Annotated in this window: 11 protein-coding genes; 9 read left to right on the top strand and 2 right to left on the bottom strand. The window is 72.7% G+C overall.

Going from position 1 to position 15,717, the window contains the following annotated elements; all coding sequences use genetic code 11:
• The first annotated feature begins 133 nt into the window (after positions 1-133).
• The 4 genes from ABT288_RS26425 to ABT288_RS26410 all read left to right on the top strand — a co-directional run bounded on the left by ABT288_RS26425 (position 134) and on the right by ABT288_RS26410 (position 2,913).
• Complete coding sequence (locus tag ABT288_RS26425; protein ID WP_351612420.1) at positions 134-682, top strand: hypothetical protein; 549 nt, start codon at positions 134-136, stop codon at positions 680-682.
• Positions 683-805: 123 nt separating this feature from the next.
• On the top strand, positions 806-1,429 hold the full coding sequence (locus ABT288_RS26420; protein WP_351612417.1) for a TetR/AcrR family transcriptional regulator: 624 nt from the start codon (positions 806-808) through the stop codon (positions 1,427-1,429).
• A gap of 81 nt (positions 1,430-1,510) precedes the next feature.
• Positions 1,511-2,212, top strand: coding sequence for a ribonuclease HII (gene rnhB, locus ABT288_RS26415; RefSeq protein ID WP_351612415.1), 702 nt, complete (start codon positions 1,511-1,513; stop codon positions 2,210-2,212).
• 68 nt (positions 2,213-2,280) lie between these two features.
• Positions 2,281-2,913 (top strand): hypothetical protein, encoded by a 633-nt coding sequence (locus tag ABT288_RS26410; RefSeq protein WP_351612412.1) that lies wholly within the window; start codon positions 2,281-2,283, stop codon positions 2,911-2,913.
• 604 nt (positions 2,914-3,517) lie between these two features.
• Here the strand turns inward: ABT288_RS26410 and ABT288_RS26405 are convergent.
• Both ABT288_RS26405 and ABT288_RS26400 read right to left on the bottom strand, forming a co-directional pair.
• Positions 3,518-4,138 carry a hypothetical protein gene (locus tag ABT288_RS26405; RefSeq protein WP_351612409.1) on the bottom strand — a complete coding sequence of 207 codons (621 nt, stop codon included), beginning with the start codon at positions 4,136-4,138 and terminating at the stop codon, positions 3,518-3,520.
• 265 nt (positions 4,139-4,403) lie between these two features.
• Positions 4,404-6,569: a RecQ family ATP-dependent DNA helicase gene (locus ABT288_RS26400; protein WP_351612406.1), complete on the bottom strand. Its 2,166-nt coding sequence runs from the start codon at positions 6,567-6,569 to the stop codon at positions 4,404-4,406.
• A 143-nt stretch (positions 6,570-6,712) separates the two neighbouring features.
• Here ABT288_RS26400 and ABT288_RS26395 point away from each other — a divergent pair, with 143 nt between their 5' ends.
• From ABT288_RS26395 to ABT288_RS26375, 5 genes are all read left to right on the top strand, one after another.
• Positions 6,713-8,299: a DUF4192 domain-containing protein gene (locus tag ABT288_RS26395; protein WP_351612403.1), complete on the top strand. Its 1,587-nt coding sequence runs from the start codon at positions 6,713-6,715 to the stop codon at positions 8,297-8,299.
• A 386-nt stretch (positions 8,300-8,685) separates the two neighbouring features.
• Positions 8,686-11,022 (top strand): glycogen debranching N-terminal domain-containing protein, encoded by a 2,337-nt coding sequence (locus ABT288_RS26390; protein WP_351612400.1) that lies wholly within the window; start codon positions 8,686-8,688, stop codon positions 11,020-11,022.
• A gap of 130 nt (positions 11,023-11,152) precedes the next feature.
• A complete protein-coding gene (locus tag ABT288_RS26385; protein WP_351612397.1) occupies positions 11,153-11,911 on the top strand; it encodes an NUDIX hydrolase in 759 nt (252 codons plus the stop codon).
• Between the two features lie 163 nt (positions 11,912-12,074).
• On the top strand, positions 12,075-14,675 hold the full coding sequence (locus tag ABT288_RS26380) for an ATP-binding cassette domain-containing protein (RefSeq protein WP_351612394.1): 2,601 nt from the start codon (positions 12,075-12,077) through the stop codon (positions 14,673-14,675).
• Between the two features lie 162 nt (positions 14,676-14,837).
• On the top strand, positions 14,838-15,717 hold an 880-nt coding region (locus tag ABT288_RS26375; protein WP_351612391.1), incomplete at its 3' end, for a FadR/GntR family transcriptional regulator.

The raw sequence follows: 15,717 nt of genomic DNA, 5'->3' as shown, positions 1-15,717 counted from the left end.
TGCGTCTGTATCTGATCGTGCGTCACAGAATGTCCCCCAGAGGCGAATTAGTGAACGTATGCGTTCACTACTCGGGACGATAGCGAGTCGACCTTTGTGAACACAAGCGTTCTCTAAAGGGGTTGACCTTGAAGTGGCGCCGTGGGGTGGCGAGATCGGCGGCCGGGTCGCCCAGGCAACCGCCGCGGTGGCCACGGCCCAGGACGCCGCCCGGCACGTGCCGCGGGTGGGCGTTGTGCGCCGGTCATCAGCGGACATCGACCTGGCTGCCCTGATCGCGACCCTCGCCGAAGAGGCCCCGGGCGTCCGCACGGTCCACGAGATGCCCGAGCCGATGTCAACGGCGGTGACGTTCAGCACGCCGCCCTTGCCCACCACCGTCCTGCCCGTCATCGGGCACCGGGGAGTGAGTCGGGGGCCGGCCGAGGTGCTGGCGGGGTTCCGGGCGATTCCGGTCCTTCCGGTGCCCGAACCATCGAAAGAGCCGCCGCTGCCTGACATGCTGGTCGAGGGCGTGGTCGAACCCCACTTGTTCCTCACGGACGACGACGAAGACAGGGACGGTGAAACGCGCGATGGAACGGTCGCGTCCAGGACCACCATGAGTTGGCGGGCCGCGATGACGGTGAGTGCGATGCCGGGATGCCCCTCCCGGCGGGCCGTGCCCGGTTTTGGTTCCTGAAGGAGCTGAGAGGCCGTAACTATGGATCCTGTGTAAAGGTGCCGCCTCGCGTCCCCCCTGTTGCTGCGGCGCGGCCCACCCTTCCCCGGAATTCCCGCTTCCCTTGCAGTTGGAGAGAAACAGATGGTTACCTCGCGCTGGACGGCCGCTCCCGCTCGGGCGGCTTCCCCTCGTCGGCGCGGCGTGGTGCTGGAACGCGCGATCCTCGAAGCCGCGCTGGAGCAACTCGGTGAGGTCGGCTGGAAGGGCCTGACCATGGAAGGAGTCGCCGCCGGCGCCCAGACCGGCAAGGCGGCGGTGTATCGCCGCTGGCCCTCCAAGGAGGACCTTGTCGCGGACGCCCTGGTGGCCGGACTGCCCCGCGTCGAGACGGCCCCGGACCTCGGCGGCGTGCGCGAGGACCTCCTCGCCCTGTGCCGGCAGGTGCGGCAGATCATGTACTCACCCCCCGGTGTGGCGCTGCGCTCGGTGATTCACGAATGCGACCAGATCCAGGCGGAGCGTTTCCAGGAGGTGATCGTCGGGGGAGTGGTGGAGCCGACCGTCAAGCTCCTGGCCGAGGTCATCACCCGAGGGATTGAGCGGGGTGAGGTGCGTCCGGACGCGGCCAACAGCTATGTCTTCGACGCCATCCCGGCCATGATGATGTACCGCTCGAAAATGTGCGCCAGCGAATGGTGCGATCGAGATCTCGAAGAGATGATCGACCAGCTGATGCTCCCGCTGCTGCGGCCCCACGGAAGCTGATCCCGCACCCCCGGGAACCGTGTGACGGTCGGGCGACCGGGGTGTCGGCTGATGACCCCGGCGGCGTACGCTAGGGGCGCCATGCCGTACGAACCGCCTACTCACACCGTCGAGCGCTCCCTGCGCGCCACGACCGGAGCGAAGGTCATTGCCGGTGTCGACGAGGTGGGGCGCGGCGCCTGGGCCGGGCCTGTCACCGTCTGTGCCGCGATCACCGGACTCCGCCGCCCGCCCGAGGGGCTGACCGACTCCAAGCTGCTGACGATCAAGCGGCGCACGGTACTGGCGGAGGTCCTGCAGGCGTGGGTGACGGCCTATGCGCTGGGGCATGCTTCCCCCGAGGAGATCGACGACCTGGGGATGACGGCCGCGCTGCGGCTCGCCGCGGTCCGCGCCCTGGACGCCCTGCCGGTCCGCCCCGACGCCGTGATCCTCGACGGGAAGCACGACTACCTCGGCACCCCCTGGAGGGTGCGCACGGTGATCAAGGGCGATCAGTCGTGTGTGGCCGTCGCGGCGGCGTCGGTGATCGCCAAGGTTCAGCGCGACAAAATGATGGCCGAACTGGGTGTCGACCATGCAGACTTCGGATTTGCGGACAACGTCGGGTATCCGTCGCCCGTGCACAAGGCCGCACTGGAGGAGTGGGGGCCCACCCCGCTCCACCGCTTGTCGTGGGCGTATCTTGATGCGTTGCCTCAGTGGCGGCACCTCAAGAAGGTCCGCAGCTGGGCGGACGGAAGTGTTCCGGAAATCGAGGGTCAGCTCGGATTCGATTTCTGACGGTTCCGCCCGCACTGATGTGCCACCCGGTCACCCGCGCCGCACCAACGTTTGATAAATATCAGCTCATGCCTCTCATTCCCGAGGAGCCTCAGATTCACGAGAGTGCCCAGGGTCCCCGCGCCACTCCGGCCAGCGGCCGTACCGCGCCGACCCCCCGTCCCGTACCCGGCCCCCGCCCCGCGGCTCCGTCCCGCCCCGGTCGTCCCGGTCCTCCGCGGCCGGTGCCGCCGGTGCAGCGCACGCCGCGTGACGGGGCTCCGGCCAAGCCGGGCCCGTCCGGCCCGGCCGCTCCCGCCGCCTCGGCGGCCACCCCGCAGATCCAGCTGATCCCGGCCTCGGCCGAGGGTGCGCTCGACGCCGCCGAGGAGGCGGTGGACCTGCTGCTGGACTCGGGTCGTGCCCCGGGCGACGTGCTCGTGATCACCACCGGGTCCCAGCATCCGTGGGCGGAGCACGAGCTGTCCTTCGGTGAAGCTTCCTACTGGGCGCAGCACGACGCCGGTGACGACGTCTTCTATGCGGACGCCGCCGTGGCCTCCCGCGCCGCGACCCGTCCCGTGGTCGTCGTGGCCGTCAACGGAGGCCCCGCCTCCGCCGCTGCCTCGGCTCTTCCGCTGGCCCACACCCGGGCCGGTGCCCTGCTGATCGTCTGCGGCGACCCGCAGCAGATCAACTCGGTGCTGGGCGCAGGCGTCTGAGCCTCGTCCGGCACCTCGGGGCACCGGAGTGACAAAAGAACCGTCCCGGTGGAATCCGCACGGCGTGGCCTGTGGCATGCCCGCATGACCGGCGGACCACCGCTCGTGGACGGCTTCCCGGCAGTATGCCGAGACGCCAGACGCGGAGCAGTGGTTGCAGCGCGGAGGCGGGACCCTGGCTCGCGCGGCTTGCCTGCCCTGCCATGGCCGGACCGTGACGCCGCCGTCCGCAGAGCCATGGCCGCGGGCACTCGGGGCGAGGCTCTCGTATTTCTCGTACCACGAGTACGGCTCGCACGGCTGCCGGATCCGGATGTGGGGCGGGCGCCGGCTTGCCCGGTGCGGCACCACGGTGTGCCCCCGGCACGGTACGGCCTCACGTCGCATGGCCCTCACCTCGCTTCGCAGACGGGCGGCCCTCGCGTTCCTCGGAACACGGGCCGGCCCGGCACGGTGCGGTGTGGGTGTCCTGGTGGCCGAGCGGTGGGCGGCCGAGCGGTGGGCGGCCGAGCGGTGGGCGGCCGGCCGGCCCGCCGTCCGTCCGTGCGGGCAGGGCGGTGGCCGGAAGACGGTCGGGCGCAGCCCCGGCCTCCTGCCATGCCCTTCAGCGAGCCGCCACGCGGCGCAGGACCTCGGAGACCGGGCCGCCGGTGCGCGGCGCGAGCGGCGGTGTCTCGGACGTGGCGAAGGGTTCGGGTACGGAGTCCGCGTTGGGGTGGCGGCCGCTGCGTCCTTCGCCGAGCACCTGCCAGCCGTCGTGGGTCAGCGTGATGTACGCCCCGCACCTCAGCCCGTGCAGGGTGCAGGCGTCACGCAGGCCCCACATCCAGGCGCCGTCCTCCTCCGTCCAATGCGCGTCCCCCTCACGGCAGTAGACGAGGATGGCGGTGCGCACCGGCGTCCGGCGTCTCAGGTCGTGCGGAATCACCCGGCGCAACTGCGCGAGCAGCGCGTTACGGAACATCCAGCCGTCGGCCGGGGCCGGCCGACGTGTGAACGACGCGCTGGCGCACAGCCGCTCGTCCGGATCGAGCACTGCCACGATCGCCGTGGAGGGCCTCGGCCGATGGCGGGCGTGCAGCCCGCTGATGACCTCACGGGGGTTGCGCAGCAGAGGGATTCCGGCGGCGGCCCATTCGGCCGGCTCGAGCAGGCGACTGGCGGAAGCGGCGGACGCGGAGGTCGACAACGAGGCCGCCGAGGACGAGGCGAATCCGAAGGTCACGTTCCTCCCTTCGGCTACGCGCCCACACTGCGGGCGAGGTCGGATTCGAGGGACCGCGCACCGCAGCAGAGCCCGACCGATCACGGACGAGCCGCGCGGGGAGCGGACCTCAATTCTTCCTGCCGAACTTGGATGCGGCAACGAGCAATTGGGGCCACCGACTGTTATCTGCTGGTGCGTGGCTTATATCCCTACCCAAAGCTCAGCCCGATGACGCCTGAGGTGCCCGGCCGTGTCCCGTACGGCTGCCGCCGCGGGTGCGCGCTCAGCCCTGGACGGCCAGGACCAGCGGCAACACCGTCCGCGCGCCGGACTTTCTGAGCAGACGTGCCGCGACCGCGAGCGTCCAGCCCGTCTCCGTGAAGTCGTCGACCAGCAGCACCGGGCCGTCGGCCGCGGTCAGCGCCGAGGCGAGGGCGGGCGGTACCGTCAGCGCACCGTCGAGGGCCTTGAGCCGCTGCGCGCTGTTGCTGCGCGACACCCACGGTACGTCCTCGGCGTACTCCACGGACCCGAGCAGCGGCAGCCGGCCGACCTCGGCGATCCGGGCGCCCAGGGAGTGGATCAGCAAGGGCCGTGTGCGCGAGGCGACGGTGACGACGCCCACCGGCCGCGCCTGGGCGTCGGACACACCGGAGGTCCAGCCGCCGGGGCCCTTCGCCCAGTCGGCCAGGACGCCGACCACGGCCCGCGCCACATCGTCCGGCACAGCGGTGTCCGGTGCCTGCGGCGCGAGGAGCGGACGCAGCCGGTTGCCCCAGCCGATGTCCGACAGTCGACCCAGAGCCCGCCCCGACGAGGCCTGTTCACCGGCCGGAATGCGCCCCTTGAGATCGATGCCGATGGCCGGCAGGCCCGTCGGCCACATGCGGCGGGGCTCCACCTCGACGCCGGCCCGGCCCAGGTCGCTGCGCGCGGCGTCCACCGCCGCCGTGGACGTGTCGGCGGTGAAGCGCGGGCCGGCGCAGTTGTCGCAGCGGCCGCAGGGTTTGGCACCCTCGTCGTCCAGCTGGCGCTGCAGGAACTCCATCCGGCACTCGGTGGTGGACGCGTAGGCGCGCATCGCCTCCTGCTCGGCCGCCCGCTGCCGGGCCACCCAGGCGTAGCGCTCGGTGTCGTACGACCAGGGGTGCCCGGTGGCGATCCAGCCGCCCTTGACGCGGTGGACCGCTCCGTCCACGTCGAGGACCTTCAGCATGGTCTCCAGCCGGGAGCGGCGCAGTTCGACCAGGGGCTCCAGCGCGGGAAGCGACAGGGGGCCGTCCGCCCGGGCGAGGACGTCCAGTGTGCGCCGGACAAGCTCCTCGGAGGGGAAGGCGAGCGACGCGAAGTACTGCCAGATCGCCTCGTCCTCCTTCCCCGGCAGCAGCAGTACCTCGGCGTGTTCGACACCGCGGCCCGCCCGGCCGACCTGCTGGTAGTAGGCGATGGGGGAGGAAGGGGAACCGAGGTGTACCACGAAACCGAGATCCGGCTTGTCGAAGCCCATACCGAGCGCGGAGGTGGCGACCAGCGCCTTGACCCGGTTGGCGAGCAGATCGTCCTCGGCCTGCTGACGGTCGGCGTTCTCGGTCTTTCCCGTGTACGAGGCGACGGTGTGCCCGCGCTGCCGCAGGAACGCGGTGACCTCCTCGGCGGCGGCGACGGTGAGCGTGTAGACGATGCCGGAGCCCGGCAGGTCGTCGAGGTGGTCGGCGAGCCAGGCCATCCGGTGCGCGGCGTCCGGCAGCCGCAGTACGCCGAGGCTGAGGCTCTCCCGGTCCAGCGGCCCGCGCAGCACCAGGGCGTCCGAGGTGCCGCCGGTTCCCAGCTGCTCGGCGACGTCCGCGGTCACCCGGGCATTGGCCGTGGCGGTGGTGGCCAGGACGGGGACACCGGGCGGCAGGTCGCCGAGCATGGTGCGCAGCCGCCGGTAGTCCGGACGGAAGTCGTGACCCCAGTCGGAGATGCAGTGGGCCTCGTCCACGACCAGCAGGCCGGTCGCGGCGGACAGCTTGGGCAGAACCCGGTCGCGGAAGTCCGGGTTGTTCAGCCGCTCCGGGCTGACGAGCAGGACATCGACCTGGCCGGCCGCGATCTCGGCCTGGACGGCGTCCCACTCCTCGGTGTTGGAGGAATTGATGGTGCGGGCGTGGATGCCGGCCCGGGCCGCGGCCTCCACCTGGTTGCGCATGAGGGCGAGCAGGGGCGAGACGATCACCGTGGGCCCGCTGCCTCTGGCCCGCAGCAACGAGGTCGCCACGAAATACACCGCGGACTTGCCCCACCCCGTGCGCTGCACGACCAGAGCCCGACGCCGCTCGGCGACCAGCGCCTCGATCGCCCGCCACTGGTCCTCGCGCAGCCGGGCCGCGCCCGTGGCATCCCCGACGAGCCGGGCGAGGACGGCGTCAGCCTGCGCCCGGAGATCCGCGTTGCTCGTGTGCTCCATGCGTCCCATACAACAGGACGGGACCGACAAGCGGGCGGGCCACTGTCCCGGGCTGTGGACAGCCAGGCCAGCGTTGTCGTGTCCCTGATCCAACTTGTCCACAGGCTCAACCGGAATCGCAGGATCCGCGAGATCGTCTGCGCATGGCGAATCACAGCGAAACCACCGGACCTTTCGAAAACAGCGACATCTCGGGACAGGAGCCGTTCAGCGGCCCGTCCGCGCACGACACGCAGGTCACCCTGCGCACCCCGGCCGAGCTGGCCGACGCCCTCCCCTATCTCCTCGGCTACCGGCCGGAGGACAGCATGGTGCTGGTGGCCCTGCACGACCGTGAAGGCCGGGGCAGGTTCGGCGGCCGGGCCCGGCTCGGCATCCCGGCGAACGAGGAGGACTGGGAGGCGGCCGTACGCCAGCTGGCCCACGGGCTGGTCACCGGCAGCGAACGGCGGGGCGCCCGGCCCGAACAGATGGTGGCCTACGTCTGCCAGGAACCGGCCCCGGGCGAGTCCGGCCGCGATGTAAAACGGCGGCTCGAGCGGCTGGCCCACCTGCTGCGTACCCAGTGCGGCGACCTCGACGTGCCGGTCATCGAGGCACTGTGCATCTCCGACGGCCGATTCTGGTCGTACTGCTGCCCGATCGAGAGCTGCTGCCCCGAGGACGGCTCGCCCATGGGACTTCCCGGCACCTCCGTGCTGGCCGCCGCGGCCACCTACGCAGGCATCCAAGTGCGCGGCACGCTCAGGGAGTTGCGTGCCAGGCTGCAGCCCTGGGAGACGACCGCGGCTCTGGAGCAGGAGACCGCCCTGGACGCGGCCGGTATGACTCTGGTGCCCCGAATTCTCGACGAGGCGTCCCGCGCGGACGTGGCGGGGGAGACCCTGGACCTCGCTGAGCGGATCATCCACCGCTTCGCCGCCGCGGCACCGGTGTCCGGCACGCATCCGGCGGACCTGCGCGACGACCGCCTGCTCGCCCACGACGAGGCGGCGACTCTGATCCTCGGGCTCCAGGACCGCACGACCCGCGACCGGGCGGCCGCGTGGATGGAGGGCGACGAGGCGGGCCCGGCCCTCCGGCTCTGGCGCGCCCTGGCCCGCCGCTGCGTCGGACCCTACGGCGAACACGCCGCGGCCCCGCTGACCCTGGCCGGCTGGGTCGCCTGGTCGACAGGTGACGAGTTGGAGGCCCGTGAAGCGCTGGCCATGGCGCTGGGCGCGGACCCCGACTATCTGTTCGCCCGGCTCCTGCACCAGGCCTGCAACGAAGGCCTCGACCCGGAAGCGATCCGCCGCTGCCTGCGCGCGGACCCTGCGGATCGCGCGAGGCGCACGCCGGCGGAGACGGGCTCACAACCGCACGCGGAGAAGACAGCGGGGAAGCCCACGGCTCGGGCCGAGCTCCCGGCAACGGAAGACCCGACGCACGGACCGAGCGCCGGCGCGGACGACCGGGGCGCCGAAGCGGGCAGGGGGACGGGCACGCGCCGACGGCGCCGTGTGCGATCGGCCGACGGGGGCGACGCCCCTCGCGCGGCCAGGCCCATGGCCGGACGGCGGAGGCCGGCCGGTTCCCACCCCGGCCCGTCGGCTGCCGAATCCCCGAGCTCCGGCGGTCGCAGTCGCAGCCTCGGCAGCGCGCGCACGCGTGCGACGGAACCGGACGCCACCACGACCGGAGCAGTCCGGTCGAACAACGACCACCGCAAGCCTGAAGAGGAGGGTTGATCGCCATGCGGGGGAGTACGGGCGGGTGCCTGGCCGAGCAGCAGGTCTGCCCAGCGAGGACGCGTGGCGCGTCAACCGTATCCACGGGGCGCTGCGCCCCCCCCGGGAGCCTGTTCCGGAACCGATCCCGCACGAGCCGGTGCGGCTGCCGTGGCGGCGGCACACTTCTGGGCCGCCTGGCCGGCTCGAGCGGCACCACTCGTCCCTTGCGCTGCCGTTCGGCCGGCTCTCCCGAGGCGAGCCGTGACCCGGACGAGTCCCTCTCCGTTCACCTGAGTGGCGGAACGCCTGGACGGGCCCTGCCGCCGTACGACCCTGGTCCGCCGGGGCGTCCCACGGGTCGCCCGGCATGTTCGAGGCGCCGCGAGCGCAGAGGAAGCCACCCCATGCACCAACCGCCGACTCCGACCTCCGCCGCCGACGACGAACGCCTGCCCTGGGACAGGGGCGAGTGGTCGCCGACGGACGGCGCCGGCGTCACCGAACGGCAGACCATCGGCCCCCTGTCATTGCCCAAGGAGTTTCGGGCGAACTCCTCGACAGGCCAGGACATGCCACTGGCGTCGACCCCCGTCCCCGGTCATGGCGGGCCACTGGCGTCGACCCCCGCCCCCGGTCATGGCAGGCCACTGGCGTCGACCCCCGTCCCAGGCCAGGGCACGTCACCGGTGTCGGCTCCGGTCCGGGGCCGGGGCGACTCACCCGCGCCCACCCCTGCCCCAAGCCGCCGCCGGTCCGCCGCCCCGTCGGTGCGCACACCGCAGGGCAGTCGGCCGGCACCCGAGCTGCCGCCCACGCACACCGCCTTGATCTGTGTCGCCCTGCCCGGTCTCGCCATCTCCGGTGGCGGACAACTGACCGGCCGGGGACTGGACGGGTTCTACCGTGCCGGCAGGCGCCTGCTCTCGCGGTGCCAGATGCGCGTGGCCGGGCGCGAACCGCTCGCCGTGCTTGCCAGGATGACCGGCGCCGACAGCGCCCGCTTCGTGGGGACTCTGCGTGCCTCCCCGACCGCCGGTCCCGATCCCGATGTCGTGGTCGAGCGGACCCGTCGTGCCGACGGAACCGAGCGGATCACGCTCCGCAATGCCGCCGCACGACCGCTGAGGCTGCCCGTCGAGCTCGCCCTCGGCACGGACCTCGCCGACCTCGGCGCCATCGCCTCCGGCAAGGCAGGCCCCGAACTCCCGGCCACTGTCCACGACTCCGGCCTGCGCTGGGCCACGGCCGGTGTCGCCGCCTCCGTCACCGCCGACCCGCCGCCCTCCGACGCCCTCGCGTCCGCCGGGCTGCTGCGCTGGGAGCTGGAACTCCCGCCGGGCGGTACGGCAGCCGTGGAACTGAGGGTGCGGCTCGACGGCGCGGGCCCCCTGCGGGCGGCGGCACAGGCCACGACCAGCCCGCTCGCCCCCGCACGGGCGACAGGCGACGACTCCCGGGTGGCCCCGCTGCTGGACTGGGCGGTCGTCGATCTCCAGGCGCTGCTCCTGCGAGACCCCGCCCACCCCGCCGACACCCATCTCGCGGCAGGCGCGCCCTGGCGCTGCGGAATGTCTCCCGCCGAGGCCCTGGCCGCGGCCCGGATGGCCCTGCCGCTCGGCACCCGGCTCGCCGCGGGCACACTGCGTACCCTGGCCCGCACCCAGCTGGCGGACCGGAGCCCACAGGCCGGCCTGATTCCCGGGCCACGACGCGATGCCGGCCCGCTCCTACCACCCGGCTGCACGGGCACGGAGGCCACACTGCTCTTTCCCGCACTGCTCGCCGAGGCCCGCCGCTGGGGACTGCCCGAGCAGGAGACAAGGGAGCTGTTGCCCGCGGCAGAACGCTGCCTCACCTGGCTGCGGACGACCATCGGCGAGGGCACCTACCTCCGCGACCCCCAGCCCGGGGGTCCGGCCCGCTGCGAGACACAGGCCCACGCGCATCGGGCGGCCCTGCTCGGCGCCGATCTCCTCGACACCTACGACCGGCCCGGCGCCACCGAGTTACGCCAGTGGGCCCAGGCCCTCCAGGCGGCATTCCGGGCCGATTTCTGGATCGAGGACCTCGGCGGCGGACATCCGGCCGCGGCCCTGGCACCGGACGGCCGACCCGTACCGCACCTGGGCTCCGCCGCAGTCCACCTCCTCGACACCGGCCTGCTCGGTTCCGGCCGGCTCGCACCGGGCCTGCTCGACCCCGCACAGACCCAACACCTCGCCCGGCTGCTCGGGGCCCCCGCCATGGACGCGGGCTGGGGACTGCGGGGTCTCGGTGCCAAGGAGGCGGGACACAACCCGTTCGGCCACCGGACCGGAGCCGTCCGGGTCCACGACACCGCAGTCGCCATCGCCGGACTGGCCGCCGCCGGCTACGAGAAGGAAGCCGGCGGCCTGCTGAAGGGACTGCTGGACGCAGCGGAACACTTCGGCCACCGGCTGCCCGAGATGTTCGCCGGAGAACAGCGCTCCGCCGCGAGCGCTCCCCTCCCGCATCCCGCGGCCTGCCGGCCGGCGGCCACCGCGGCGGCGTCCGCGATCATGGTTCTCACCACGCTCGCGGGCATCCGCCCCGACACCCCCGCCCGGACGGTCACCCTCTGCCCCGTGCGCAGCGCGCCGCTCGGTGAACTCGGCCTCACCGGGCTGCGCGTCGCCGGCGCCCCGTTCGCCGTGCGCATCAGCCGGCTGGGGCTCGCCATGGTCGAGGAGGCGGCGGACGGCCTGCAACTGGGAGTGTGACCTCGTACGACGCCACCGAGACGAACAACAGGAGCCGGTTCTGCGCCCCATACCAGAACGAAGCGGAACCACGACCGATGCGGCCGGGGAAGGGAGTGTTTATCGTCAGGCAGACGACTATGATCGCGGCATGCCCTACGACCCGTCAGCCTTTCCGCCCTTCGCCGTCACCGTGGACCTGGTCGTGCTGACCGTGCGCCGCCATGCCCTGTGCGCGCTGGCGGTCCGCAGGGGCGAGCCACCGTTCCAAGGGCGCTGGGCACTGCCCGGAGGTTTCGTACGGGCCGACGAGGACCTCTCCCAGGCGGCGGCGCGCGAGCTCGCCGAGGAGACCGGGCTGTGTGCACACGACCCCTCGGCCCCGGCCCAGGACAACGGGGCTCATCTCGAGCAGCTCGCCACCTACGGGGACCCCGAGCGGGACCCGCGCATGCGCGTGGTGAGCGTCGCGCATCTCGCGCTGGCGCCCGACCTGCCCGCCCCGCGTGCGGGAGGCGACGCCAGCAACGCGCGCTGGGCGCCGGTCGAGGAACTGCTCCAGCAGGGCGGTTACGGCCGTGACGGCGAGCCCGTGGCACCGCTCGCCTTCGATCACGCCCAGATCCTCGCCGACGGGGTGGAGCGGGCCCGCTCCAAGATCGAGTACTCGTCGCTGGCCACCGCGTTCTGCCCGAGCGAGTTCACCGTCGGCGAGTTGCGCCGGGTGTACGAGGCCGTGTGGGGAGTGGCCCTGGACCCGCGCAACTTCCACCGCAAGGTCACCGGAACCCCCGGATTCCTCGTCCCCACCGGAGGAACGACCACGCGCCAGGGCGGTCGGCCGGCACAGCTCTTCCGGGCGGGCGGCGCCACCCTGCTCAATCCGCCGATGCTGCGCCCCGAGGTCTGAGGCGCACTCGGGAGTGCCCGCCCGGCGATCAGGTGGGCCGACCACTCGGGCGGGGCGTCGATTCATCCGAACGGCGGACGTGAACCGGGTCTATCGGCAGTATGTGTGGTAGCAGATCGACTGATACCCGAAAAAACCGACATCACGCGCTATCTTGCTGCAGGTGATCCAGGCCTTCGGACTGACCAGCAATCCCCGCAAGGCGTACCCGCCCGTCGTCGACGACCTCTCCTTCGAAGCGCGCGCGGGACATGTCACCGTGCTCCTCGGAGGCATCGGCGCGGGTAAGACGACGGCGCTCAGACTGATGCTCGAGCTTCAGCATGGGCGCGGTGTCACCTACTTCAGGGGGCGGCCCCTGCACCGGATCGCCCATCCCTCGTGGGAGGTCGGCGTGCTCCTCGGCGATGTGCCGGGGCATCCGGCCCGCTCGGTCCGCGGACATCTGCGCATGCTGTGCGCGGCCTCGGGCGTTCCGGCGCGACGGGCCGACGAGGTCCTCGAAGTGGTCGGCCTCGTCAGTTTCCGCGAGGAACGCCTCGGCACGCTCTCGCGCGGGATGGACCGCAGGCTCGGCCTGGCGTGCGCTCTGCTGCCCGATCCGCACACACTCGTCCTGGACGAGCCCACCGACGGCCTCTCCGTCCGTGAGGCGCAATGGCTGCACGGCATGCTGCGAGCGCACGCCGGCCAGGGGGGCACGGTGCTCTTCACCACGGCCGACCCCAAGGAGGCCGCCCGCACGGCCGACAGGGTCGTGACCCTCGACGGCGGCAGGCTCGTGGCCGATCAGGAGGCCAGGGAGTTCGCCCGCACCCGGCTGCGTCCGCGCGTGGCCGTCCGCAGCCCGCACGCACCACGCCTCGCGGCCCTGCTCGCCAAGGAGGCCCGCACCGGGCGCCGGTCCGTCGAGGTCGTACGGGAGGGAGGCAATCGCCTCTCGGTGTACGGCTCCACGACCGCCGATGTGGGCGAGACGGCGTTCCGCCACGGCATCCTCGTGCACCAACTCGCCGACGAGGTCGGTGACATGGGGCCGGGATCCGGCGGCGGGGCCGCAGTCTCGTCCGGGGAGGCGGTCACGGAGGCGGCGAACGAGCCGCTTGCGGAGCGGGAAGACGCCGGGCCCGGTTCTTCGCCCGTGGAGCCCGAGCCGACGGTCCACGGCTTGGCGACGGTGGAGACGTGTGCCTCGGAGGTCGGCCTGGCCGCGTCCGTGTCAGGCGTCCCGGTGCCCGGTTCGCCGGCGGCCGAGTGCGGCGGGTCGGTGTTGGACGCGTCCGTCTCGGAGCAGGTCCCTGTGGCGTCCGGACTTTCGTCGGGGGAGCCGGGCGTCACGGCGTCGGGTGCCTCGGGGAGAGACCGGGGCGTCATGCCGTTCGGCTTCTCGGTGGGGGAGCGGGAGGACTGCCCGGCGGACACTCCGGCGCCGCAGCGGGAGGACCGCCCGGCGGACACTCCGGCGCCGCAGCGGGATGTGTCCGGTGTCTCCTCGTGCGAGGAACCACTGGCGGACGGGCGGGCGCAGGCCCCAAGCGGCGAGCAGCCGTCGCTCGGGGAGACGTCCGAGGCCCGGCCAGGGACGGAGCACACGGAACCCGCCCGGGGCGTACCGGCCGAGAGAGAGGCGCCGGACGACGCGGCCCCGGGAACCGGCCGCACGGCAGACGGCGATGCCGGGCCCGCGGGCGAGGACACGCGCGACGGAAGCGCTGGACTCGTGCCCGCCGAAGTCCTCGCGGAAGCCGGCGGCCGGATCACCGAGGCTGCGGCCGACACGGAGGCCGGGCGCGATGCGGCCTCGGCTGCCCGGCAACCGCAGACCGGCGGCGCGAGCACTGCGGCAGCGGTCATCTCCATCCTGCGCACCCGCCTCCCCGGCGCCAGGAACCCCGGCACCCGCCAGGCGCAGGCCACGAGCGCCGGCCGCCCCGACGGTGTAGGTTTCCTTGATTCCCTTTCCTCTCTCCCGCCCCCCATCTCCCCCCGCCCCGCCCCCAGCCCCCTGCGCCCTCTTCGCTACGAGATCCGGCGCGCCGCCGGCATCGGCGTCGGATTCCTGACCTGCGGTGCCGTGCTCGTGGTGTCCGCGCTCACGGCCGTACTGCTGGCCAGGACCGGGCACACCCCGCAGGCGCGGCTGTTCGCCGCGTGGCCGCGGGAGCTGCCGCTGCCGCCCGCGGCGCTCGCGGCGGGGCTGCTCGGTGCACTGGCCTTCGGAGACGAGTTCCGCCACCCCGCCCTCGCGGCGGACCGCGGCACCGTGCCCCGCCGGCTGGGGCTGCTCACCGCGAAACTGCTCGTCTCCGGGGCCACCGCGGCCATGCTGGCCTTCCTCACCGTGGGCTGCGATGCCGAAGCGCTCTACGTTCTCTACGGACGGGAGCTGACGCAAGTTCCCGCGGACTGGCTCTCGCTGGGCGCGAGTTGGTTCGGTCTGGTCGTCGGCTGCGCCTGGGCCGGTGTGCTGGCGGCCGGCGTGTTCCGGTCCACCGCGGGCGGGATGGCCGCCGTTCTCGCCGTACCCGTTGTCGTCGTCCCCGTCGTGCACAAGGCACTGCGGGGGCCCGCCCCGCGCGTGGCCGCCGGTTTCCCGGTGCGGATGCGGGAGGTCCTCCTGCTGCAGTGGCCCTTCGGCGGGGAGCGCTACCTGCTCGGGATGGCGCGGGTGCTCGCCCAACCCGTGGGCAGCGCACTGGCGTTGTCGCTGTCGGCGCTGCTGTGCGCGTATCTGTACACGACACTGCGCACCCGGCTCCGGTGATGGACGTGCGTCCACTTCCGATCTCGCCGTGTACACAACTCCCCGAGGAAAGCCCATTTCTTTCCGATAAGGCGTCAATTGCGACGGGGTGAGCGATCACCCTTTCGTGTGCTTTTCACCAAAGACCTCAAGGGAGTTGGAGGCGGCGCCGACAAAGGATCCGTGAGTACCCTTGCGCACACCATGATGACCGCCGCCCGCTCCACCGACTCCGGTCTGGCCGGCCCGGGCGAACTCGACCGCTACCCCTACGCAGAGCCCCAGGTGGCCGACCGCGTCGGAGCACCCTCCTGGGAGGGCGCGGACCCCGACCTGGGCCGCGTCGGCCGGCGCGCCGCGGGCAGCCGCGGACGCGGACTGCACGGCCAACTCGTTCAGCAGCTGGGACAGATGATCGTCTCCGGCGACCTGGGCGCGGACCGCCCGCTGGTGCCCGAGGAGATCGGCCAGCGCTTCGAGGTCTCCCGCACCGTCGTCCGCGAGTCCCTCCGTGTCCTCGAGGCCAAGGGCCTGGTCAGCGCCCGCCCGAACGTCGGCACGCGCGTGCGTCCCGTCAGCGACTGGAACCTGCTCGACCCGGACATCATCGAGTGGCGGGCCTTCGGGCCCCAGCGCGACGACCAGCGCCGCGAGCTGAGCGAGCTGCGCTGGACGATCGAGCCGCTCGCCGCCCGCCTCGCCGCCGGGCACGGGCGGGAGGACGTGCAGCAGCGCCTCTGTGACATGGTCGAGATCATGAGTCACGCCATGGCGCAGGGCGACGCGCTGACGTACTCGCGCGCCGACAACGAGTTCCACGGACTGCTCATCCAGATCGCCGGCAACCGCATGCTGGAGCACCTCTCCGGGATCGTCTCGGCGGCCCTCCAGGTGTCGGGCGGTCCGGTCACGGGCTGCGACCGGCCGAACGAGGCGTCGCTCGGGCAGCACGCGCGGATCGTCGACGACGCGGTCGGTGACCTCCTCGCCGCGTTCGCCCTCGCCGGGGGCGAGGAGCAGGGCGAGCCCGGTGTCGTGGCGGAAGAGGGCGTCGGCGAGGACG

Origin of the sequence: Streptomyces sp. NPDC001093 (assembly GCF_040298985.1) — a bacterium.
Lineage (GTDB): Bacteria > Actinomycetota > Actinomycetes > Streptomycetales > Streptomycetaceae > Streptomyces.
Note: the sequence above shows the minus strand (reverse complement) of the source record. Positions and strands in the feature narration are given on the sequence as shown.